Source organism: Oceaniferula spumae (assembly GCF_042849255.1).
GTDB classification, from domain to species: Bacteria; Verrucomicrobiota; Verrucomicrobiia; order Verrucomicrobiales; family Akkermansiaceae; genus Oceaniferula; species Oceaniferula spumae.
Genome location: NZ_AP026866.1, coordinates 3,967,677 through 3,989,464, shown reverse-complemented (window position 1 = coordinate 3,989,464; position 21,788 = coordinate 3,967,677). Strand labels below are relative to the sequence as shown.

The window sequence follows — 21,788 nt, the reverse complement described above, 5'->3', positions numbered from 1 at the left end:
GGTAAGGACTACTTCAATTCTTTGACAATACGGCGGAAGCAGTCGCCGCGTTCTTCGTATCCGGAAAACATGTCAAAGGATGATGTCCCCGGAGAGAAAAGGATGGTGTCGCCGTGTTCGGCATCTTGGCAGGCCTGATGAATCGCCTCCTCCAGAGATTGTACCCTGGTGGTAGGTACTTCACTTGCGATCGGTGAGAACGTGTGCACGAGCTGATCTGCAATTTCACCAAAAACAACGATGCTCTTGGTTGTTTGCAATAGGCGCGGAAGAACCTCTTTGTAATCAAGTCCTTTTTGTTTCCCTCCTGCGATCAAAACGATGCGGCGGCTTTGCGAGCGCAATGCGCTGTCGAGAGCATGCAGGTTTGTCGCTTTCGAGTCATTGATGAACTCAACTCCGTCAAGCGTGCGAACGAGTTCACAACGATGAAGCGGAGGGGCAAAACCACACAAGGCTTCGTTCGCAACAGATGGTTCAACACCGAAAGGTTCGCACGCCGCAAATGCCGCCATGGCATTCTCAGCATTGTGCAGGCCACGGAGCCGTGTCGTAGACAGATCGATCAGTTTTTTTCCATCACGACATATCCACTGACCGTCCAGGGTGTAATCGGCATCAGCTTCGGTAGAAAACGTAAGCGTCTCCGAGGCATGCTGCCCAATCTCTTCCCCCGCTCTCACAACAATGCGATCGCTGGCTGTCAGGTTTTCAAAAATGCGAAGTTTGGCATTTTTGTATGCCTCGATCGTTGGGTAACGATCCATATGATCTGCTGAGAAATTCAACCAGATGACTGACTCAGGGTGAAAACTGTCGATCGTTTCTAACTGAAATGAGCTAACCTCAAGCGCGACAGATGCGGGTGGCTCATCCAATAAAACGACTTCTGCAAAAGGAACACCGTAGTTACCGCACGCCAGGCAAGAGATACCAGAGAATGATAACATACGCTGAACCAGCTCAGTGGTGGTTGTTTTTCCGTTAGTGCCAGTGATCGCAACGATACGCCCCTGATAGAATCTAGCGGCCAATTCTATTTCACCAATCAGTTCTCCCGCATTCTCGGCATAAGCGCGGACAAAGTCTGTTTCGCCGTCGATTCCTGGAGAAAGAACCAGCACATCACAGTGGCTCTCTTTCCCTGTGGCTATGCTTGCGTTTGGCACTACAGAAACTGAATCGTCGAAACCTTTGATCTCTGGGGAAGCATCGTGAACAGACACGGTTGCCCCTTCCCGCAACGCAAGCGCAGCGGCAGCCCGACCACTTCGGCCGGCTCCTAGGACAATGACGTGTTTGTTTTTTAGATTCATGTTAGACGATTTTCAAAATGGCCAGACCGAGCAGTCCGCTAAAGATAGAGATGATCCAGAACCGGATGATGACTTGGCTTTCATGCCAGCCGCGCAACTCGAAGTGGTGATGGATAGGCGACATTGCGAAGATACGTTTTCCTGTGAGCTTGAAGCTACCCACTTGCAAAATCACCGAGAGAGCCTCCATGACGAACACCCAGCCAATCACTACCAGCAGAAGCTCTTGCTTGGTGCAAATCGCCGCAGTCGAGAGCGCACCACCGATCGCGAGGGAACCTGTGTCTCCCATGAAAACTTTGGCGGGGTGACAATTGTGCCAAAGGAAACCAAAGCAGGCGCCAACCAGAGCCATCAAAAAGACCCCTAACTCCTGAGCGTGCGGATTGAATGGAATGAAGAGGTATTCTTTGGCCATGTAAAAGTGACCACAGAGGTAAGCGATCACCGCGTAAGCAAGTGAGACTGTGATGGTGCATCCGGTAGCAAGCCCATCAAGCCCATCAGTTAGATTCACGGCATTGGAACAGCCAACGATGATCACCGCAAAAACCGGGATACAAAACATTCCGAGATCAATGATTGGCGTCTTAAACAGAGGGAATGTCAGCTCGCTAATTGTCAGCGGCTGTTTCACCAAGGTGTAACCCATCGATTGGGTTTTGTAGTATAGAAAAGTAGCCGCAATTACGCCGATAGTGAACTGCCAGAACAACTTGGTCTTACCACTAACACCGTCAGAGCTTTTCAACTTCACCTTCGTGTAGTCATCAATGAAACCCAAGAGTCCGAGAGCCAGCATGACGCAAGTGGTGACCGCTACGAATGGATTCATCGCTTGCCCACAAAGCAGCACAGCAATCAGCACGGAACCAAGAATCATCACGCCACCCATTGTGGGTGTTCCGGCTTTACCGCCATGAAGCTCGTTCAACTTATGAACCTCCTCCGCACTCCGGATCGGCTGGCCCACTTTTAACGAGATCAACTTACGAATCACCCATTGCCCCCAACAAACACAGGCAAGGAACGTGAGAATACATGCGAGGCCTGCACGGATTGTAATGTATTGCAGCAGGTTTAGGAAACGCATGTAGTACGCCCAGTCAGCATTCTGACTGTTCGCTTTTTCCCAGATTTCGTAGATCCAATATAACATCTGTTTTTAAATTGATTAGGTTTGAGGGAAGGCTTCGTTCATGACGTTTTCCATTCCAGCCATGCGACTTCCCTTAAAGAGGACTCTGTCCCCTTCTTTGCAAAATTCTTTCAGCCAAGCTGCAGCGTCAGACGGGTTCTCAAACTGCACGGCTGACTCACTGACTTCGTGTGCGCCTTGGTAGATTTTTTCGGCTTGCTGACCTACACTGACCACTTGCAGCTTTTTCTCGGCAGCCAATCGGCCTACGCGCAAATGTTCAGTATCGGCATGCTTTCCAAGCTCTGCCATCATGCCTAAAACAACAACACGACGACCACCGTTGTGGATGGGCAAATCCGTCAGGGTTTCAATCGCTGCGACCACTGAGTCAGGATTGGCGTTGTAGGTATCATCGATCACTGTGATTCCTTGGCTATCATAACGGCGTAAACGGCCTGTTGTTAGTTCGGCTCCATTCAAACCAGCCGCGATCTCCGATGCTGACATCCCCAGTGCATAACCTGCTGCGGCAGCGAGTAAGGCGTTATTGACCATGTGTTTGCCGCTGACCTTGATTTCTACTGGCACAGGATCTTGCCCATCTATGCAGAGATCGAATGCAGAGCCGCTTTCCAGAACGTGTAAGTTTTCTGCGCGCACGGCACCCCGGCAGTTTCCTGCTACGATCGTTTTCGCATGGCTGCGCTCTATCAGATAATCGACAAAGTCACAGCTAGCCGTCACCACTAATGTTCCGTTCTCAGGAAGAGCACGTGCCAGTGAAGCTTTTTCTTCAGCGATCCCCTCGCGTGACCCGAGGAATTCAATATGAGCCGTGCCGATGTTGGTGATGATACCAATGTCAGGGCTGGAAATGTCGCAAAGCGGTGCAATTTCACCGGCATGGTTCATCCCCATTTCCCAGACACACACTTGGTCATCCTCCTCGGTAGAAAGCACACTCAATGGGAGGCCGATGTGATTGTTCAAGTTACCTTTGGTGGCATTGACTTTGAATTTCTGGCGCAAGACGGCAGCTGTGAAGTCTTTCGTCGACGTCTTTCCGTTAGACCCAGTGATGCCAATCACCTTGATGTCGAGGTGGTCGCGATACCATTTAGCCAGTCGCTGGAGACCGTAGAGCGTATTTTTAACGAGGAGAACGGGAACCTCAAGCTCGTCTGCGTTCTCGGGAAGGGTATCCAACATCAAGCACTCCGCACCATTCTCAACCGCCGTGCCTACGAAGTTATGGCCGTCAAAGTGATCTCCACGTAAAGCCACAAACAGCGAACCCTCACCGAGGCTTCGCGTGTCTGTTGAAATCGCTCGAATAGTTCGACCTGTATCGTTACCGACCAGTTCACCGCCGGTTGCGGTGACGATTTCTGCTATGGAGAGGGGTTTCATTATTCCACTTTTTTTAGGTTCAGTGCCTTGTAGGCGGCTCGTCGATCATCGAAATCAATCCGGTTGCCCGCGATTTCCTGGTAAGTTTCATGCCCTTTACCGGCGACTAGAATGACGTCGCCTTCTGCCGAAATATTCACAGCAGTTTGAATCGCCGTCATCCGATCGGGGATGCTTTCGTAGCGTTTTCCTACCATGCCTTTTTCGACATCACGGATAATAACCTCCGGGTCTTCATCGCGAGGGTTATCCGATGTGACGATGCAAAGATCACTTCCGGCGGATGCCGCCTGCCCCATTAACGGGCGTTTGGTGCGATCACGGTTTCCGCCGCATCCGAACACAGTGATCAGACGTTTTGGACGTAGCTCACGAAGGGCAGCACAGGCATTTTCCAAGGCATCCGGCGTATGTGCGTAATCGACAAACAAGGTGGCTCCATCACGAGTCCCTACATTCTCCATCCGGCCCGGAACTTGCGGAGCATCAGCAAACGCACGCACGGCATCACGCGGTTTGATACCAGCTGCGATACAAGCAGCCAGCGCTGCAGTGCAATTAAACACGTTGAAACGACCAATATAAGGTGTGCGGACCAAATACTCGCGATCCTTGAACTTGATCTCGAATTCCGTTCCACGAACAGTTTGCGTCTCGCGCCCGATTCGCATGTTGGCATGGACTCCGTGACCATATGTTAGGAAATACAAGCGACCTTTGAACTCTTCCACGAGACGCTGGCCATATGGGTCGTCCAGATTGACTACCGCAGTCGGTTTTTTGTCACCCTCTTGAGTTTCCAATAGTTCAAACATCCGGCGTTTGGCGGCAAAGTAGCCGTCCATATTGCCGTGATAGTCGAGATGGTCTTGGCTTAAGTTTGAGAAGACAGCAACATCGAGCTGAAGGCCATCGGTGCGTTTTTGCTCGAGAGCATGAGATGAAATTTCCATGGCCACCCCACGGCATGCGTTGTCAGCCATGTTGCGCAGAATTTTCTGCAACTCCACGGGTCCGGGCGTGGTGTGTGTAGCGGTAACGACTTTCTCACCGTCATTCACCTGCACCGTTCCTAACAAACCAGCACGAGTCCACACGGACTCCATGATCGCGTGAGTGATGAAGGCTGTTGTGGTTTTGCCATTGGTGCCTGTGATACCTACCACCTTCATACCAGCGGAGGGGTTTTCGTTCCAAGCACAAGCCAGAGAAGCAACGGCTGCGCGGCTGTCTGAAACATGCGCCCAGCACACCTTACCATCCCAATCAGTGGACGGAGCCACTTCAGAGACGATGGCACAGGCGCCTTTTTCGATCGCCTGAGGAATGAATTTCTGGCCGTCGACATCGCTGCCACGAACAGCTACGAAGATGTTTCCTTTTTCGACCTCACGGGAATCCGAGGTGACACCTGTGACCTCTTGATCGAGATCACCTGAAACGGTGGCCTTGGAAAGACTTTGAATGAGTGAGCGTAATTGCATGAAAATTGTTAGGTGTTTGCCTAGTGGTCAGACTGGGCGAGTGGTTGTGATGGAGCGATGGGCTCTGTAGGCTCAAGCCCCAGTCGGTTGGCGACGCGAGTAGCGACTTTGGCAAAAATTGGAGCGGCAATGGTTCCGCCGTAACGCTTCACTTCATTGGTCTGTGGATCGTCAACCACGACCACACAGACGAAAGCTGGATCTTCGGCCGGTAACATTCCTGCGAATGAAACGGTGTAACGCCCATGCAGATAACCGCCGTCCGGATTGATCTTCACCGTGGTCCCGGTTTTACCTCCGACTTGGAAACCATCGACATGAGCGCGGCTGGCTGTTCCTTTGATATCGACAACCGTTGCAAGCGCACGGCGCATCTTGCGAGCTGTGCTTTCCTTGATAACACGTCGCACCGGAATCGGCTTGTTGTTCATGATCGTGGTGCCGTTATTCGCCATGATCGACTTCACTAACAAAGGCTTCATCAGCGTGCCTCCGTTCGCGATGGCGGAATAGGCGCAGGCTACTTGTAGTGGAGTGACACTGATGGCATAACCGTATGAGTTGCGGGAAAAGTCGGTAGGATTTCCAGTGTCGTTCGTTACCCCAGCACTCTCGCCCGCCATGCGAATTCCTGTTTTCTTTCCAAAGCCAAAATCCGCGAGGTAATCAAAAAATCTCTCCCGTCCCAACTGTAACGCAATCTTATAAGAGCCGATGTTACTCGATTTAGCTAACACTTGCTCAACACTCAACATGCCATACGGATGGTGATCAGGAACACGAACAGAGCCAACACGGTAGTTTCCGTAGTGGCAGTTCACCAAAGTGCTAGGCAGAACCAATCCGAGGTCCATAGCTCCTGCAGTGGAAATGATTTTCAACGTAGAACCTGGCTCGTAAATAGCCTGGGTAGCAAAGTCATAACCATTCTCTGCGATGTTTTCGCGGGTGTTCAGATTGTAAGTTGGGCGACTAGCCATTGCCATCACTTCGCCCGTCTTCGGGTTCATTAGAATGATGGTTCCTTTGATGGCTTGGAATTCAGCGAGCCCAGCATCCAGTTCCTCTTCGAGAATGGCTTGCAGTCCCATATCGATAGTTAGCTGCACGTTTAAACCGTGAATCGGAGGACGAATTTCCTGAGGTTTCGCAACGGCTAACAGATCGAACTTATCGCGATGATTTTTCACATAGCCATCTTTTCCAGCCATGTAGCTATCCATCTGGCTTTCAATACCAGCCATGCCTTTCGACTCATGACTAACAAATCCGATGATGTGCGCCGCCATCTCAGGCATGACGTACCAGCGCTTTTGAGTTTCCTCGAAAACAAAGGCGTGAAGAATGCTGTGGTCGATCGTCAGCTGCTTCAGCTTGTCAGCATCGTCCTCGGAAATATCCTGCTTGAGGACCACGTATTTCTGTTTCTTGTTGTCCAGATTCATCCGCTCCCGCAGTTCGAGCGGATGTAAGCCGAGTGGGCGGGCGAAGGTGTTGATGACATGCGCGATGTATTTATCGATGATGACATCCGCCTGCATCTCATTCTTCATCTTTGAGGCACGGGCTTTTATTTGACGTTTGCGTGTGCGTTCGTCCCAGTCATGCCATTCGGGTGTTTCACGCAGCTCTTTGTTGGCCAGAGCCAAAGTCGCAGGACCAATGTCGTGAAGCAGTTTTTTATCGAGAGCCAATCGTGCACGGGGAATGTTCCGTGCCACCAACTGGTTATTGATATCGACAATACAACCACGGTTCGCCTTCAGCAGCTCTTTACGCACGGAGACACGGTCCGACTTCTTCGCGTAGTCAGAGGACTTGACTACCTGAAGATAAACCAGTCTCGCCGATAAGCCACTCAGCCCGATCACAAAGATCAGGCAGAGGAAGAGGCAACGGCGGCGTGTAGAGGCAGGATTCATTATGGCTGTACTTGGGCGACGGAAGTCGCACGATCGGCTGTCTTAGGCCGGGAATATGGAGTGATTTTTTCGATGGCGCTCACTGGCACCACTACGAGTTCGGACTCGCGGCGTTCGAGATCATCGCGCATTTGATAGATGTTGAGTTTTTTATCGATCTTGACCTGTAGGCTGTTGATCGAGTCATTGTGATCACTGATCCGTTGTTGGGTTTTATCGACATCACGCACCACTTCCACTTGGCTGTTTTTCAACCAGGCATGGGTGACCCCAGCCGTCATAAGAACGACGCCGGCCATGATCAGCAGGGTGATTTCAGCAAAACTAAAGCCGCGGTTATTTTTCTTGGTCTTATTCATGCGTTCGATATGTCAATTTTTTCGACCACACGCAGCTTGGCACTGCGCGAGCGTCGGTTGAGCTTAAGCTCCCCCTCTCCAGCCACGACGGGCCGACGAGTTAGAAGTTTGAAATGGTAGTCAGGGTTGGGTCTTGGCTCCGGCCACTCTTTGCGGTCGACGTGTGTTTCGGATGCCTTTTTGAAGAATTGTTTAACGATGCGATCCTCGAGGCTGTGAAAGGTAATCACGGCCAAACGGCCACCAGGACGAAGCATTTCAGCTGACTGCTCCAGCAGCTTTCTCAACACACCCAGTTCGTCATTCACCGCAATGCGCAGAGCCTGAAACACACGGGTTGCGGGGTGGGATTTACCACCACGAGGAACTACGGAGGCGATGACATCGGCAAGATCCAGAGTGGTTAGAAACGGTTTTTGTTCACGGCGCTCGATGATACGACGGACGATTTTATTCGAGGCTCGCTCTTCACCGTATTCAAAGAAAATAGTTTTCAGTTCCTGCTCAGATGCGGTGTTCACCAAGTCCGCGGCCGTTTGCCCGGATGATTGGTTCATTCGCATATCGAGAGGCCCGTCCTTGGCAAAAGAAAAACCACGTTCAGCCTCATCCAGTTGCCAAGATGAAACGCCGATGTCCACGAGGATACCATCGACTTGCTGATGCCCGGCGTCCGCGAGCAGCTGTGGCATGCTGGCAAAATTTCCTTTCAGAGCTGTGAATCGATCAGCGTAGGCAGCAAGCCGTTCGCGCGCGAAAGCAAGTGCCTGCTCATCTTGATCAATACCGATCACCGTGGCTCCGGTCTTCAACATCGCTTCCGTGTGTCCGCCACCACCAAGGGTGCCATCGACTAACACTTTTCCCTCAGCGGGTGCCATAAAGTGCAACACCTCCGGCAAAAGAACCGGCACATGGTAGTCGCCTTTTGTAGATTCATTCGATTCCATACTGCAGATCGTGGACAAAGAAGAATCGCTGGGTCGGGACTCCCTCCAAGTCATCCCGATCCCAGCGACTACCAACTTTGTATGTTTAAACAACATGAACGCGTAAGGGTGAACTGCATCGTTGTATCAGCGTGTATCCAGGAAAGTGTTTTGTGTTAGAATTCAAATAGATGTTCTGTGATTAGGCAGCGGACATTGATGCCGTGCAGAGGCGGGACTCCCTCCAAGTCATCCCGACCTCTGCACAAGCACCATTTCGCTGGGTGAACAGCGGTTTTGTCAGTTGCGTATCAGCGTGTATCACAGGAAAAATAGGTTCAGTTTGTTGAAGTCTGTTAAAAGAAACCGAAGTCCGCATCGAGATCCTCGATGGTAGCCTCGCGGGCGGTGCAAAGTTTCTGATAATTGTCTTCGTTCAAAATTTCGATATAGCCACCACGTCCACAGAGGACCAACGACTCACCTGCTACCAGACCGGGGTGGTCAAGTAAGGCCTTGGGAATACTCAGCTTCCCTTGGTCGTTAATGTGGGTTTTTGTGCAGCGCTCGAAAAACGCACCGAGGTAGGCTCGTTTCTGCGCAGGCTTCAGATCGCTGCTTTCCACTTCATTCTGCATTTTTTCGAACTCGTTTTCGGTCAGCACCCGAAGCGTGGGTAGCTTTTCGTTCGATGACTGCAGGAGTTGAAGCTCGCCGTTGCCGATCTGGGCACGCCAGTCACTCGGAACGGAAACGCGGCATTTCGCGTCCATTTTGTAAGGGTAAAACCCTCCGAGTTTGTAACTTTTCGTGTCCATTGGTGCACCAGCTTGGCTTGATTGAGCATTTTAGTACACAATAATGCACCACGGGTCAACAGTTAATCTCTTCAATGTTTAAGTTTTTTCAAGAAATCAACTTATCTCGAAAATCGCAGAAACCTAAAATTCCGGATAGGTGAATGATATGACCGAGCGATCATAAGTCAATCAGTATGATACAGGCCGAACTGATAGGCCTGCATTGACCAGTTGCAGCTCCTAATTTTCTACAGGACACTGAAGTCGGCGAAACAGGCATAAATGACCACCACCAGCATGACCAAAATGCCACCGACGAACTTGCTGTATTTCCAAGGAGTCATGTCGACCGCATTTACGTCTTGCTGAACGAAATCCGAGCCACGGGGTTTGATCAAGCCGATCAATAACATCACAGCGACGATGATGGCAAAAACAATACCAATAAAGTGGAAACCATTAAACCAATCACCAGAAATGTAGGTAGGGATCGTGCTGCCGTCTTCGGCCTGCTTGTCGCCAATGTTCACAAAGTAGCCGATGAAAAACAGCAGGAACCCTACCGCCATCCCCACCTTGGCGGCGAGAGCTGGCACGCGCTTACTGAGCATCCCGACCACGATCACGGCGAACAGAGGAATGAAGTAGATTGCGTTCATTTTCTGTAGGTAGCCGAACAGACTCTCTTGGCCGAGAAGCTGGGGAGCGATCAACATTGAAATAACCGCAATCGCACCACCGAACCATCTCCCGCTAGCCACCACCTGCTTATCACTAGCCTCCTTGTTGAGAAGGCCCTTGTAGAAACCCAGGCTGAAAATGGTGCTCGTCGAGTTCAAGGCCGAGTTAAACGAACTCAAAATCGCGCCGACCATCACCGCAGCAAAAAAGCCGGTCAAATGCGGTGGCAACACCGACTTCACCAAGTGCCCGTAGGCATCGTCTCCCTTCAGTCCGCCACTGGCGTAGAGATGGTAAGCGATCATTCCAGGGATCACCAGATACAGAGGCCCCAACAATTTAAGGCCACCGGTGATCAGCACACCCTTTTGACCTTCGCTCAAGCTACTGGCACCAAACGTCCGCTGGATAATTTGCTGGTTAGTACACCAATAGAACAAATTCAATAACATCACCCCGGTAAAGATGGTTGAGAATGGCACGTTGGCATTTGGCCCTCCGATCGAATTAAAGCGCTCCGGCTCCGTTGTCTTGAGAATTTCCACACCCTTGATCACGCCAGCGCCATCCCCCACTGCTTGCAGACCAAACCAAGTGATCAAAATACCCCCCACTAACAGACCTGCACCATTCAATGTATCCGAGACCGCCACCGTACGCAGCCCGCCGAACAGCGCGTAGACAGAACCGATCACCCCGATCAGGATCACCACAAACCAGATCACCCCAAGCTCGCTCTCGATCCCAGTCAGCGCACTGATGTCCAACATGCTAGCGAGACCTTTGGCACCGGAATAAAGCACGATGGGCAGAAGGATGAGGGCGTAGGCTAACAGAAATACAGCATCCACTATCAGTCTGGTCTGGCCGTCATAACGAATGCCCAGATACTGAGGAACGGTCGCGATGCCACTTCGAAGGAACTTCGGTAAGAAATACAACGCCATGCATACCAGAGCGACGACAGCCACGACCTCCCAGACCATCACATGGAGACCATGCTCAAATGCCGCACCATTCAATCCAACCAATTGTTCAGTGGAAAGATTCGTCAGTAACAGTGATCCAGCGATGAAGGGGAAGGCCAACTTACGGCCGCCCAGGAAATACCCCTCCGAACTTTCATGATCATCTTTACGCGTGATACGCCATGTAAGAAAACCGACGAGCGCGGTAAAAAAGAGGAAAGAGAGGATAGTTAGATTCATAATAACACCAAAAGGAATGGCTCAATAAAAATGAATTCAGCTCATAGCGCAAGGAGCATCGAGGGCATGTCACTTATCATCCGGCGATGCTTTCCGACTGATCGAGGCATTCGCGGTCTCAATATACCTCTTTATATGCTCTAGCGCAGTAGCGTTCTGGTCTAAGAGGTAATCTTGATAACCAGGCAATGACGCAAGAAAGTCTGAGTGACTGGGATTTGCACTGACTATTTGCATCGAGCCCCCTTCCTCATCTTTAAACCAAATTAAATTCGATGCACGTTGATAGATTCCGACTAGCAACTCTTGCCGGTCAGAATCCGGAACCTTCGACAACAGGCTGGCCGCCTCCTCCAACTCCCCGGCACGACTCTTGAGCTGAATGTAGTCAGACCATGGCCCGGACACGTCCTCCCCCTGCGCTTCCATCGACGCGATCCAATTGCGGCGAGCTTCGTCATCCTTTATGTTAGAGGCAACTGTGCCCAGTCGACCATGTCGCTCACGAGCATCGTCCGAACGATTGATATACCACAGAGCGGCGGCAGAAGGATCCTCTTTTGACCAAGATTTGAACACCACATTTTCAGCATCGTCGCTGTCATGACTATCGGCCCATTGCTTGACCAGTTTCCAATCGCGCTTGGCCAGTAACTCCAAGGACTCCCTCAATCCCGCGTATTGCTTCTTCGCCAAATACTCGGTGCTCAGAGCCTGCACCTGATCGGGGTTACTGTGGGCTGCGATTCCCCTAGCCCAACCACCTGTCCCCTCTGCAAACCACTTTTCCCCCATACTTTTTCTCAAGGCCTCTCGCTGCTGTTCTGGAAGCAAAGCCAGACGCAGACAAAACAAGTCCATATCATACGATACGTAATGATCACCGAACGGATCGTCAACGCCCCCCTCTTCACCTGCTTTCTTATTCAACGCTTCCACCAACCCACTCCAAGATTTCAATCGCTCGACTGCCCAAGCGGGGTGATCTATCACAGCCTCTTGGAGGACGAAAAATTGCAGACTCAAACTCTCGGCTTCGTCGGCTTCATCCTTCTGACCTTCAACCCATGACATCGCAGCATCTGGATCGAACTCCACCCAGCGCCGAAGTAATAGATTTCTGAACTTTTCCTGGTTTGCAGTCCCTGCCTCCTTAATTCGAGCCATCACTCCGGGGAATTCTCCGCGCGGCAAATTCATCACCAACCCACACATGCGAGCAAATGAGGACCCGTTCTCAACTCCGAACACATCGATTTCCGAGTAAGCGTTCATTTCCGCCAGCATCTTATCGAACTTGGCATTTTTAAGCTCAGATCTGGACCCTTGATGCAACCGTCGGCTCGCACGTGCCTGAGATGAATTAGACCGCCCGTATCTTTCTTTCACATCGACCTCAGACTGAATCGATTCATCTTCATTTTCGGTAGTGCCCTTGCCGGACAAAAAACCCAACAGGGCGGCTATCACCACCGCCAAGAGCCATTTCCAAGAAGCTATCATGCTGGCATGCTAGCTCTAGAAATGACGGGTGGAAAGATGTTATGTCACTCGCTTACTCTAGCGAATCGGGTGTTTTCCCCACAAGTTATACACGAGTTATTCACAATCGTTTGGTTCTCGTAAATGCTCTGAATCCACACCAACAATTTACCGGACCATTTCACTGCGAGATTTTCAATTTTAATGCTAAAAAACACCACCTCGAATGTGAATAACCTGTGTGGAACTTTGACTTCCCTGTGAACTACTCTCCTGTAAAGCTGATAGATTCAGGTTTCAGTTCGATTATCCGTAATAAAATGCGCTGTGATCAACCTGTGGGAACAAGTCTATTTCTAGCAGCTTCTTCACCGAGCATACAAGCTCTCGAAGCATTGACCCCTAGGAGTTTAGGAAACGGTTCCGTCACCTAACTTTGGTCTGAGCGAGGCGGACTCACATCTTTTACACAGGTTATTCACAGAGCCAGCTCTCTTACTTCACACCTGGGAAATGTTTAACGTACTTAATCTTAAAATCCGGAAAGGAGTTCACGATCTGAATTTTATAATCAGGGAAAGAATTCACAATTTTCCACAGTCCCGGCTTATTGGGAAAGTGAGTCACCTGCTTCACTTTCAAATCGGGAAAATGATCGACCACTTTGACTTTGTAGTCGGGGAAACTGCGCACGAACTGAATACGTCCGTGGATTTTAGACAGGTCTATTTTCTTGCGCGCCATACCAAGTAGACGCAATGGCGGAGCAAATATTCACTCCATAGGGTTCGCCCTACTCAGCGGTATCTTGCCACTCGACTTCTTTGCCTTCGGCCCAGAGGTCTTCGAGACCGTAGAGATCTCGCAATTCCTGATGCATGACGTGCACCATGACATCGATGTAATCGAGAACCATCCAGCGTGAATCAGAGCCGCCTTCGGCCTGAGCTGGTGAGGTGGCGAATTTTTCAATGACATCCTTTTCCACATCACGCATCACTGCCTTCAGGTGAGGCAGCGAGGTGCCGGAGCAGACTACCATGAAATCGGTCAGCGTGGATACGCCAGTGAGATCGAGCACACAAATGTCCTCGGCCTGGATTTCCTCCGCAGCGCGAGCGCATGCGATGGCGAGTTCTTTACCTGCTATTGCCATGATGTTGGACCAGTCTTAGTGGATGACCGATAAAAAAGCCGCCTGTTTTAAATGCAAACACGCGGCGGAAGATCGGTCTTTTGAAATTAAAAAGGGAAATGGAGCATAGCGGATTCGAACCGCTGACCCCCTGCATGCCATGCAGGTGCTCTACCAACTGAGCTAATGCCCCCTTTTGATTCCTTTCCTCCCAACGTTCACAGAAATTTCCGAGAACCGAGGGAAGCGCGGAGCGGAATTATCCCACACCGACGACTGTGACAAGATGTTTTTTCAAAAGAATTGCGCTCGATCCTGGCAGACGATTTCAATTGCCCGTTTTTAAATGCTGGAACATCCCCTCTTTACCACGGCCCCGACTACCTGCACAGCCTCGCTCCGGCAGCGAGGACGATTCAATCACTCCGCTGCACGCCGAAGCCAACTGGTGAGCTGTGTCGCCACATCCAGAGTTTCCTCTAAGCGCCGCTCCTTCTGGCCTAGCCAGGTTTCGGGGGAGAATACGGCGTGTGATAGCCACACCGATTGTGTCAGCCCCTCAGATCGCGGGCCTCCTTGGCGGAGATATGTCCACCAGTCTTCATCACCGTCGGCCGGAGTTTCCGCCTGCCACTCATCGCCGCCTATTTCAGGTTTTCCCGACATCGTTTGAATGCCGATGATACCATCGCAGTGTTCACCCTCGTTGAGGCAACGCTGGACCAACCAGCGATTCTGCTCAATCGGCCCCCTGTCCAAGGGAAGGAAAACAAAGCGGATCGTGCGAGCCGGTTCATCGCGGGCCATTGAGGAGGCTAACATCATGAGGGTGGAGACTGCATTGGCATCCGCCACCTCGCCTGCGCCCGAAAACGATACGGCGGCAAAAATCACATGCTCGGGTTTTTCCTTCCCGCGAACATCCACCCAGAGGCTTTTCCAGAGCAAACCGTGAGCCGCTTCCCCCTCGTCCTTCCTGACTGGAAATCCGACGTTTTGCGGTCCCAGCCGGCCTTCGATCATGGAGGCAGCCGATTTCAGTCCATTCCTACCCTCCTCCGTTTCCACATCACGCACACCAATACGATCAGAGAATTTCTCCACCATATCTTTGAGATCCGTTAGACGGAGTCCGTGTGAAGCGATCACCGCGTGGTTTTGTTCATCCCGGCGTTCGTTGTAGAAATACATGAACATGAAAATGACCGTTCCGATCACAACCCCAACGGGCAGGATCATGAGCAAGACTTTATAAATGCGAGGCTGTGATTCAGACATGAGGATAAAACGTTAGAGTAATTTGGAAATCTCGGCCGCGGCTCGTTCGTGAGCACCGGGCTCACCTAACTTCGAAGCGGTGGCCAGTAGACGACTGCGGAGCCGCTCACGCGCGCTGTCATTGGTGAGCAATTCGTTGAGAATATTTTCGAGGTGATTGGGGTCGGCCTCACTCTGGATCAACTCCTCAACCACTTTTTCTCCGGCGAGAATGTTGACCAGACCGATGAAGTCCAGCTTGATCAATAATTTCCCCATCGCCCAGGTCGGCCACGCGACTTTGTAAACCAGGCAGTATGGCAGTCCGAGTGCCGCAGCTTCAAGTGTGGCGGTGCCGCTGGCAACCACGCCACAGGTAGCTCGCTGCATCAGTTCGTGGCTATTGCCGGTGCCGATCTTGATAATGCTTTCATCATCGAGACCTGCCTCGCCAACAATTTCCTGCATCCGCTTCGCCAATTTCGGAGATGCCGCAGCTGCTTCATAGCGCCATTGCGGGTGGTGAGAATTCATCCGGCGGGCTGTTTCTACCATCAGAGGGAAGAGCCTCGCCACTTCGCGTTCGCGGCTCCCCGGGAACAAACCTACAAGCCCAGTTTCGCGATCAACGTCGACACGTTTCTCCTCCAACTCATCCACCAATGGATGCCCAGTGAAAATGGTTTTCAATCCCGCAGATTGGAAAATTTCCTGCTCGAAGGGAAAGATACAAAGCATCAGATCCAAGGTTTCCGCCATCTTGGGTATGCGCCCTTTATTCCACGCCCATACCTGAGGGCTGATGTAATAAACAATCTTGGTGGCAGGTAATTTCTCCCGCACGGCATTGGCAAAGCGAAGGTTGAAGCCCGGATAATCGATGAGCGCTAAGACATCAGGCTCGAGAGCGACACACTCATCGAGCATCTCGGCGAAGCGTTGTTTGAACCACTTGTAGTGCTTCAACACCTCCCAGATCCCCATCACTGCGGCATCTTCTACCCAGTTGTTGACGCCATCACTGACGGCATGCATTTCCGGTCCACCAGCCCCGTGGAAATCCACCCCAGGAACATCATCGCGCAGAGCCGTCATCAGATGAGCCCCATGGGTATCCCCACTGACTTCACCGGCTACAATATAGATGATCTGGCTCACCGACACAGGACTAGCGGGTTGAGAAAAAACTTCAAACCCAATACGTCTTGCTTCTTACTTCTTTCGCCCTACTTCTCCTGACCGTGCGCATCGACATCATCACCCTCTTCCCAGAAATCGCTCTGGCTCCACTCAGTGAGAGCATCATCAGACGCGCTCGGGAAGCAGGACTGGTGGATATTCACGCCCATCAGCTCCGCGATTGGGCAACAGGCAAACACCGTAAAACGGATGAGTATCTCTGTGGCGGAGGTCAGGGCATGCTGCTTAAGCCCGAGCCGATATTCGCTGCCGTGGAGGAACTCAAGGGTGACGATACCCAAGTGATCTTGATGACACCTCAAGGGGCGCCATTTAAACAGCATCATGCACAACGGCTGTCCTCCTCTAAGCACTTGATCATCCTCTGCGGTCACTATGAAGGGGTCGATCACCGCGTGATCGAAACTCTGGTGGACGAGGAAATTTCCATCGGCGACTACGTGCTCACCAATGGAGCCATCGCTGCCGCTGTGGTGACGGATGCGATTGTCAGACTCATCCCCGGGGCCCTAGGTGACGCCCGATCTCCAGAAGAAGAATCGTTCACCAACCCCAATATGTTAGAGGCTCCCGCTTACACCAAACCGAATGATTTCCGTGGCATGAAAGTCCCAGAAGTTCTCCTCAGCGGCGATCACGGCAAGATTGAAGCTTGGAAAAAGGAACAAGCTCACCAGCGGACTCGGGCGAACCGGCCTGACTTATTGGAGGACTAGTCTTTGCCTAACATCTTATCGATTTTAGTCACCAGCTTATGCGGACAGCGACCGCGTTGATATTTGTTCCATATCACCTCGCGGAGCTTTTCTAGAAGCTCGACCGGAATCGGATCGTGGTGATCCCACTCCTCGTCACCCTTCATCTGCGAATAAAGCTTCCACTCACCAGCGTGATAGGTAGCACGGTACATCATGATACCCTCTTCATCTTCCTCTCTCCACTGGTGCTTCTGCATGGCACTCGTATAACCAATTATTCGAGTATGAGAATGAGAAAATTTTCAACTATCCCAGTCATTGACGGATCAACTCCTATCCATGACAATGACTGAAGTGAAACGCCTCATCCAGAGTGACATCACGAAGATCCTCCTCTTCCTCACCCTTACTGCCATCTCAGCCGCCATTGTCTCCCCGTTTTTTTTCAACGTGGGCAAGGTCATTGCTGAGGTAGTCGAAGCGCGTGGTAGTAATCCCGCGCTGTTGTGGTTTGCACATCAGTGTGAAATCTCCGACTTTACGCGATATTTCAACTACACCTTGCTGATCTGCGCTCTGTTGTTAGCCGGTCCGTTTATCATGTGGATGAGAATCGGGAAAACCTCAAAGCCACAGAAAAACAAACCATGGTTACTTCGACTCCCTGGACACAGCATCGCTCATACATCTGGCCAATCCCTGAGCCACAACGGCCGTAGCTGGTTCCACTTTGGCACAGGACTGCTGCTGGCCTCCAGTCTGACCTTACTGACGATGTGGCTCCTGTTATACACCGGATGGTTTCATCTGAATCACCCCGTCATGTGGATCGATGCGATAAAGCGTGCGACCGTGATTGCAGCCGTTTCTGCAGTGCTTGAGGAGTGGGTTTTTCGTGGTATTCTGCTCGGTATTTGCCTCCGTTCCTTGCGTCCGGCCGTGGCCATTATCTCGGTTACCGTCCTGTATGCATGTGTCCACTTTCTCTCCCCTCTCCACGGTGCTTTGCTATCGGAACCTGGGCAGTGGGATACAGGGTTTCGAATGTTGTCTCTCGTCGGGCAGCGCTTCATGCACTTGCATGAGTTTGCCCTTCCGTTTCTCACCATGCTGATGATGGGGGGAATTCTTGCCTATGCCCGTTACCGCACAGCATCACTCTGGCTGCCAATCGGCATGCATCTTGGCTGGGTATTTGTGCACAGTCTGTTCCAAGAAATTGCCTCACCGAGTAGTGGTCATGTTTCCTCCGCAGAATTTTTTATCAGCGCCGACCGGAAATCAGGTGTCTTGCCGCTTGCTGTGCTGGTCGCCACGGGTCTGCTTGTTCACTTCTTCGTGCACGCCTCAGAGGTAAGACGCCATGTGCGGGAGGAGAAAGACAACGAAGTATCTGATTAACTTTTTCTAACTGACAGATGAACCGCACCGTTAACAGACTTCTGGACTTCATCTATCCGGCTGCCTGTCACCTGTGTGAGGCACCACTGACACATGGAAGACACCTGTGTGATCCTTGTTATGAAAAGCTTCACTACATCGAAGCTCCTTTCTGCGCCAAGTGCGGCGAATGTTACGACGGCGACATGTCTGGCGAATTCATCTGCCCTAACTGCCACGAGCTTGATCTTAATTTCGAATTCGCTCGCGCCGCATTACACAGCGATGGTGGCGGCAGAGATTTGGTTCATGACTTCAAATACATGCGGCAAGTTCACCTGGCAGACGAACTCGCCCGGCTTGCGGAGGAAGCACTAACAGATTCTCGCTTTCTACCCTACCTCAAAGATGGCGTCATGGTCCCCGTGCCACTGTACTGGCTGAGGTTAAGAAAAAGACGATTTAATCAGTCTGAGGAAATTTGCCGGAAACTATCTGGCCATTGCGGACTCCCCTATCACAACGCATTGCAGCGCACGCGCAACACACAAACCCAAACCCGGTTCAGCAGAGCCAAGCGGCTGGAGAATTTGGACGGAGCATTTGCCATTCGGTCGAGGTTTCAAAAACTGATCAATGAGAAACCTGTCATCTTGGTTGATGACGTTTTCACGACAGGCTCCACCGCCAATGAATGCGCCAAAGTCTTGCTTAAAAGTGGCGCCCAGCGCGTTGCCGTCTTATCCGTATTACGCGGTTGAAGCCATCAACAATGCCCCTGTGATCCCCGCTTGGTTTCCCAACTGAGGAAGCACTAACAGGTCATCCGCCAGTTGCCAATAATCACCGATGCGCGCAGCAAGCTCTGTTTTAATTTTTCCTAACAATCCACATTGCTCCATCACACCACCACCTAGGATAATTTTCCCCGGAGCATAACAGGCAATCAGATTCTGTACCATGACGGCCAGATATCGCGCCTCAATATCCCATGCCACATGGTCCTCGGACAAATCGCGCGAGGATCCACCCCAACGTTGCCCAATGGCAGTGCCACTAGCCAACCCTTCCAGACAACAACCGTGAAACTTACAAGATCCTGCAAACTCCTCTAACTCCCCGTCCACCATGGGCACTAACATATGTCCAATTTCAGCATGAGGCTCTGAATGCAACGGCTTGCCATTGATGATAACCCCGCCACCAATTCCAGTTCCTACGGTGATGTAGATGAAGTTTTTATGATCACGGGCAGCTCCGAATGCCCCCTCGCCAATGGCAGCGGCATTGACGTCGGTGTCGAAAGACAGTTTCGCATTCGGAAATGAGGCTGATAAACCAGCCAGCACGTCGCAGCCCTGCCACCCGGCTTTCGGTGTATTCAAAATATGGCCATATTTTGCATCACCCATCGTGATACATGCCGGACCGAAAGTTCCGTAACCGATTGCATCCAAGGGTCCAAATTTCTCCACAGCTTGTTGGAAATAATCAGTCACCCGAGCCAACGTTTCATCGGGTCCCGTAGTAGCAAATCTAACCTCGTCCAGCACCGTGTTTGGTTCATGAGCCACGGCACATACCATTTTGGTGCCCCCGGCCTCGACCCCACCTAACAGTTTTTGCATCATATCGAATAGTCTTCCCAGGCTCGAACGTTCAGAGCTGCCCGCGCAGCTTTCGTTTCTGCATCTTTTTTGGAATTGCCCACACCTTCCCCCAAGCACATGCCCTTCCATTTGACAGACACGGTGAATGATTTGTTGTGATCGGGGCCATGTTCACTCAATACATGATAACATGGACCATCCGGCGAGATGGCTTGTAAGACCTCTTGAAGCTGCCCTTTGGGGTTTTTCTCCTCGGGAGAATCAGCGATGATTTTGATCGCTTTCGAACAAACTCGCTCGATTGCCTTGCGCGCCGAGTCCAGTCCTCCATCGAGGTAGATAGCGCCAAAGACTGATTCAAAAGCATCCGCGAGAGTGGACGGACGGTTTCTACCACCGGTGGACTCTTCACCTTTTCCCATCATGATGTAAGTCCCGAGATCCATCTCATTGGCAAAACCATGCAAGGCCTCACGGGAAACCAATCGGGCCCTGAGTTTGGTCAGCCGGCCTTCTGAAAACCCGGGAAACATATCATAGAGTCTCTCGGTAAGTAACAGCTGAATCACCGCATCGCCGAGGAATTCCAATCGCTGGTTATCAAAGTGTGGTTTCTGCGTCTCGTAAGCCAGACTCGGATGGGTCAAAGCCTCGGCTAACAGCAGCGAATTCCGGAATTTATATCCAATAACCTCTTCCAATGACAACATAGTATTTCTGATTCAGATACAGGCAAATAGCCCGCAACGCTTGACGCTAGCAAACAAAGCCGATCAGGCAAAGGAGTATATGGACGAAGATCCAGAAAAATGAAGAAGCTTACCTGCGAACAGCACAGGGAAAAGAATGGGGTGACTGACGGGGATCGAACCCGCGACAACCGGAATCACAATCCGGGGCTCTACCACTGAGCTACAGTCACCATTATTTTGCCGATCAGCGGAAATCCGGCTGCAAAGGCGCGGCAGCGAAATAAGCCATTCCCCGCACCTTGCAAAGCCAAAAATTAACCTCGGGGCAAATTATTCAACTAAAGGACACGTCACAGACGCAAAATGGCATGTGAAGCATCGGCGCAACCGCCTATTTCAATACATCTTTCACCGACTTGCGACTGAGGAAAATCAGGCTCACCACTGGGTAGATGCAAAGCATGATAATACTCATCACTCCACTGACACTCTGCAGAGTGCCTTGCAGCTGACTTTGATCAACCCCGCCAGCTTGGCTCTGAGTCACTTCACCCATCTTCTCTTGAAACTCTCTGGCAGGCCCCATGGTCAAGACCACCATCACGATCGCCGAGATGATTCGTGTGACTGCCCAAAAGACAGACAATTTCTGACCCCACAATTTTTTCTTCAGTAGACCGATGCCTGCAGTGAGTAACATCACCGCCAGCACGATCTTCAAGGCAGCGTCGATGTAGGAGTAGATGGCCATATCGTTGTAGGCCTCCAGAAAAGTATTCACCTCCTCCGTTCCGCTACCAGCCTTAGACATCACCGCTCTCATCAGGAATACACTGCCTATGGCGAACAGGGCACCTACGGCTCCCAGCCCCGCATAGACGATGTGGATAATTCCGAAGACTTTCGGTATGGGGGAAGAATTTGCCACCAGAGCGTCAGGAGCCGGTGGCGGTGACATCCCAGAATCGGATACATGATAGGGTGAGTGCTCTTCAGTCATTAGCCCCAGACTATGCTCTCACATCAGTTCTCGTAAAGCCTGAATCTTCCGGCTCGACACAGTGGCCGCTTCCATACAACCTCC

General features: G+C 51.3%; 21 protein-coding genes and 2 tRNA genes. 3 read left to right on the top strand and 20 right to left on the bottom strand.

Features of this window, described 5'->3' with window-relative positions:
• Nucleotides 1–8: 8 nt before the first annotated feature.
• From murD to lpxB, 15 genes are all read right to left on the bottom strand, one after another.
• On the bottom strand, nucleotides 9–1,316 hold the full coding sequence (gene murD / locus ACSPJT_RS16955; protein ID WP_435893745.1) for a UDP-N-acetylmuramoyl-L-alanine--D-glutamate ligase: 1,308 nt from the start codon (nucleotides 1,314–1,316) through the stop codon (nucleotides 9–11).
• 1 nt (nucleotide 1,317) lies between these two features.
• Entirely contained in the window at nucleotides 1,318–2,409 is a 1,092-nt protein-coding gene (gene mraY / locus ACSPJT_RS16950) for a phospho-N-acetylmuramoyl-pentapeptide-transferase (protein WP_435896207.1), read from the bottom strand.
• Nucleotides 2,410–2,490: 81 nt separating this feature from the next.
• Nucleotides 2,491–3,867 carry a UDP-N-acetylmuramoyl-tripeptide--D-alanyl-D-alanine ligase gene (locus ACSPJT_RS16945; protein ID WP_435893744.1) on the bottom strand — a complete coding sequence of 459 codons (1,377 nt, stop codon included), beginning with the start codon at nucleotides 3,865–3,867 and terminating at the stop codon, nucleotides 2,491–2,493.
• Complete coding sequence (locus ACSPJT_RS16940) at nucleotides 3,867–5,351, bottom strand: UDP-N-acetylmuramoyl-L-alanyl-D-glutamate--2,6-diaminopimelate ligase (RefSeq protein ID WP_435893743.1); 1,485 nt, start codon at nucleotides 5,349–5,351, stop codon at nucleotides 3,867–3,869. The genes ACSPJT_RS16945 and ACSPJT_RS16940 overlap by 1 nt, the downstream gene beginning before the upstream one ends.
• Nucleotides 5,352–5,371: 20 nt before the next feature.
• Nucleotides 5,372–7,273, bottom strand: a complete 1,902-nt coding sequence (locus ACSPJT_RS16935; RefSeq protein WP_435893742.1) for a peptidoglycan D,D-transpeptidase FtsI family protein — start codon at nucleotides 7,271–7,273, stop codon at nucleotides 5,372–5,374.
• Nucleotides 7,273–7,632 (bottom strand): hypothetical protein, encoded by a 360-nt coding sequence (locus tag ACSPJT_RS16930; protein WP_435893741.1) that lies wholly within the window; start codon nucleotides 7,630–7,632, stop codon nucleotides 7,273–7,275. Before ACSPJT_RS16930 ends, ACSPJT_RS16935 begins: the two co-directional genes overlap by 1 nt.
• Entirely contained in the window at nucleotides 7,629–8,582 is a 954-nt protein-coding gene (gene rsmH, locus ACSPJT_RS16925) for a 16S rRNA (cytosine(1402)-N(4))-methyltransferase RsmH (RefSeq protein WP_435893740.1), read from the bottom strand. The genes ACSPJT_RS16930 and rsmH overlap by 4 nt, the downstream gene beginning before the upstream one ends.
• A gap of 335 nt (nucleotides 8,583–8,917) precedes the next feature.
• Entirely contained in the window at nucleotides 8,918–9,379 is a 462-nt protein-coding gene (locus tag ACSPJT_RS16920; protein WP_435893739.1) for a division/cell wall cluster transcriptional repressor MraZ, read from the bottom strand.
• Between the two features lie 230 nt (nucleotides 9,380–9,609).
• Nucleotides 9,610–11,250 (bottom strand): solute:sodium symporter family transporter, encoded by a 1,641-nt coding sequence (locus ACSPJT_RS16915; RefSeq protein WP_435893738.1) that lies wholly within the window; start codon nucleotides 11,248–11,250, stop codon nucleotides 9,610–9,612.
• 69 nt (nucleotides 11,251–11,319) lie between these two features.
• The gene (locus tag ACSPJT_RS16910) at nucleotides 11,320–12,753 is read right to left on the bottom strand and encodes a hypothetical protein (protein WP_435893737.1); all 1,434 of its coding nucleotides are present in this window, start codon (nucleotides 12,751–12,753) and stop codon (nucleotides 11,320–11,322) included.
• 474 nt (nucleotides 12,754–13,227) lie between these two features.
• Nucleotides 13,228–13,476 (bottom strand): hypothetical protein, encoded by a 249-nt coding sequence (locus tag ACSPJT_RS16905; protein WP_435893736.1) that lies wholly within the window; start codon nucleotides 13,474–13,476, stop codon nucleotides 13,228–13,230.
• A gap of 49 nt (nucleotides 13,477–13,525) precedes the next feature.
• Nucleotides 13,526–13,888, bottom strand: a complete 363-nt coding sequence (gene rsfS / locus ACSPJT_RS16900) for a ribosome silencing factor (protein ID WP_435893735.1) — start codon at nucleotides 13,886–13,888, stop codon at nucleotides 13,526–13,528.
• A 99-nt stretch (nucleotides 13,889–13,987) separates the two neighbouring features.
• Nucleotides 13,988–14,060: transfer RNA gene (locus ACSPJT_RS16895), tRNA-Ala, on the bottom strand.
• A gap of 227 nt (nucleotides 14,061–14,287) precedes the next feature.
• Nucleotides 14,288–15,145 carry a hypothetical protein gene (locus tag ACSPJT_RS16890; RefSeq protein ID WP_435893734.1) on the bottom strand — a complete coding sequence of 286 codons (858 nt, stop codon included), beginning with the start codon at nucleotides 15,143–15,145 and terminating at the stop codon, nucleotides 14,288–14,290.
• A 12-nt stretch (nucleotides 15,146–15,157) separates the two neighbouring features.
• On the bottom strand, nucleotides 15,158–16,282 hold the full coding sequence (gene lpxB, locus ACSPJT_RS16885; RefSeq protein ID WP_435893733.1) for a lipid-A-disaccharide synthase: 1,125 nt from the start codon (nucleotides 16,280–16,282) through the stop codon (nucleotides 15,158–15,160).
• A gap of 47 nt (nucleotides 16,283–16,329) precedes the next feature.
• On the opposite strand from lpxB, the gene trmD reads away from it, so the two are divergent.
• Entirely contained in the window at nucleotides 16,330–17,040 is a 711-nt protein-coding gene (trmD, locus tag ACSPJT_RS16880) for a tRNA (guanosine(37)-N1)-methyltransferase TrmD (protein WP_435893732.1), read from the top strand.
• Here trmD and ACSPJT_RS16875 read toward each other — a convergent pair.
• Complete coding sequence (locus ACSPJT_RS16875; RefSeq protein ID WP_435893731.1) at nucleotides 17,037–17,279, bottom strand: hypothetical protein; 243 nt, start codon at nucleotides 17,277–17,279, stop codon at nucleotides 17,037–17,039. The two genes, trmD and ACSPJT_RS16875, sit on opposite strands and share 4 nt — an antisense overlap.
• Before the next feature lie 82 nt (nucleotides 17,280–17,361).
• Here ACSPJT_RS16875 and ACSPJT_RS16870 point away from each other — a divergent pair, with 82 nt between their 5' ends.
• Together ACSPJT_RS16870 and ACSPJT_RS16865 are read left to right on the top strand one after the other, a co-directional pair.
• Nucleotides 17,362–18,423 (top strand): CPBP family intramembrane glutamic endopeptidase, encoded by a 1,062-nt coding sequence (locus tag ACSPJT_RS16870; protein ID WP_435893730.1) that lies wholly within the window; start codon nucleotides 17,362–17,364, stop codon nucleotides 18,421–18,423.
• 17 nt (nucleotides 18,424–18,440) lie between these two features.
• Nucleotides 18,441–19,163, top strand: coding sequence for a ComF family protein (locus ACSPJT_RS16865; protein WP_435893729.1), 723 nt, complete (start codon nucleotides 18,441–18,443; stop codon nucleotides 19,161–19,163).
• On the opposite strand, the gene ACSPJT_RS16860 is transcribed toward ACSPJT_RS16865, so the two are convergent.
• From ACSPJT_RS16860 to ACSPJT_RS16845, 4 genes are all read right to left on the bottom strand, one after another.
• Entirely contained in the window at nucleotides 19,152–20,033 is an 882-nt protein-coding gene (locus ACSPJT_RS16860; protein ID WP_435893728.1) for an ROK family protein, read from the bottom strand. The two genes, ACSPJT_RS16865 and ACSPJT_RS16860, sit on opposite strands and share 12 nt — an antisense overlap.
• Nucleotides 20,030–20,722: a ribonuclease III gene (gene rnc, locus ACSPJT_RS16855; protein WP_435893727.1), complete on the bottom strand. Its 693-nt coding sequence runs from the start codon at nucleotides 20,720–20,722 to the stop codon at nucleotides 20,030–20,032. The genes ACSPJT_RS16860 and rnc overlap by 4 nt, the downstream gene beginning before the upstream one ends.
• Nucleotides 20,723–20,859: 137 nt before the next feature.
• Nucleotides 20,860–20,934, bottom strand: a tRNA-His gene (locus ACSPJT_RS16850).
• A gap of 161 nt (nucleotides 20,935–21,095) precedes the next feature.
• A complete protein-coding gene (locus tag ACSPJT_RS16845; RefSeq protein WP_435893726.1) occupies nucleotides 21,096–21,704 on the bottom strand; it encodes a hypothetical protein in 609 nt (202 codons plus the stop codon).
• Nucleotides 21,705–21,788: the final 84 nt, after the last annotated feature.

Bases quoted from the DNA above. Each gene is read 5' to 3' on its own strand.
- murD (WP_435893745.1), bottom strand. From the start codon at position 1,316: ATGAATCTAAAAAACAAACACGTCATTGTCCTAGGAGCCGGCCGAAGT.
- mraY (WP_435896207.1), bottom strand. From the start codon at position 2,409: ATGCGTTTCCTAAACCTGCTGCAATACATTACAATCCGTGCAGGCCTC.
- ACSPJT_RS16945 (WP_435893744.1), bottom strand. From the start codon at position 3,867: ATGAAACCCCTCTCCATAGCAGAAATCGTCACCGCAACCGGCGGTGAA.
- ACSPJT_RS16940 (WP_435893743.1), bottom strand. From the start codon at position 5,351: ATGCAATTACGCTCACTCATTCAAAGTCTTTCCAAGGCCACCGTTTCA.
- ACSPJT_RS16935 (WP_435893742.1), bottom strand. From the start codon at position 7,273: ATGAATCCTGCCTCTACACGCCGCCGTTGCCTCTTCCTCTGCCTGATC.
- ACSPJT_RS16930 (WP_435893741.1), bottom strand. From the start codon at position 7,632: ATGAATAAGACCAAGAAAAATAACCGCGGCTTTAGTTTTGCTGAAATC.
- rsmH (WP_435893740.1), bottom strand. From the start codon at position 8,582: ATGGAATCGAATGAATCTACAAAAGGCGACTACCATGTGCCGGTTCTT.
- ACSPJT_RS16920 (WP_435893739.1), bottom strand. From the start codon at position 9,379: ATGGACACGAAAAGTTACAAACTCGGAGGGTTTTACCCTTACAAAATG.
- ACSPJT_RS16915 (WP_435893738.1), bottom strand. From the start codon at position 11,250: ATGAATCTAACTATCCTCTCTTTCCTCTTTTTTACCGCGCTCGTCGGT.
- ACSPJT_RS16910 (WP_435893737.1), bottom strand. From the start codon at position 12,753: ATGATAGCTTCTTGGAAATGGCTCTTGGCGGTGGTGATAGCCGCCCTG.
- ACSPJT_RS16905 (WP_435893736.1), bottom strand. From the start codon at position 13,476: ATGGCGCGCAAGAAAATAGACCTGTCTAAAATCCACGGACGTATTCAG.
- rsfS (WP_435893735.1), bottom strand. From the start codon at position 13,888: ATGGCAATAGCAGGTAAAGAACTCGCCATCGCATGCGCTCGCGCTGCG.
- ACSPJT_RS16890 (WP_435893734.1), bottom strand. From the start codon at position 15,145: ATGTCTGAATCACAGCCTCGCATTTATAAAGTCTTGCTCATGATCCTG.
- ACSPJT_RS16875 (WP_435893731.1), bottom strand. From the start codon at position 17,279: ATGCAGAAGCACCAGTGGAGAGAGGAAGATGAAGAGGGTATCATGATG.
- ACSPJT_RS16870 (WP_435893730.1), top strand. From the start codon at position 17,362: ATGACAATGACTGAAGTGAAACGCCTCATCCAGAGTGACATCACGAAG.
- ACSPJT_RS16865 (WP_435893729.1), top strand. From the start codon at position 18,441: ATGAACCGCACCGTTAACAGACTTCTGGACTTCATCTATCCGGCTGCC.
- ACSPJT_RS16860 (WP_435893728.1), bottom strand. From the start codon at position 20,033: ATGATGCAAAAACTGTTAGGTGGGGTCGAGGCCGGGGGCACCAAAATG.
- rnc (WP_435893727.1), bottom strand. From the start codon at position 20,722: ATGTTGTCATTGGAAGAGGTTATTGGATATAAATTCCGGAATTCGCTG.
- ACSPJT_RS16845 (WP_435893726.1), bottom strand. From the start codon at position 21,704: ATGACTGAAGAGCACTCACCCTATCATGTATCCGATTCTGGGATGTCA.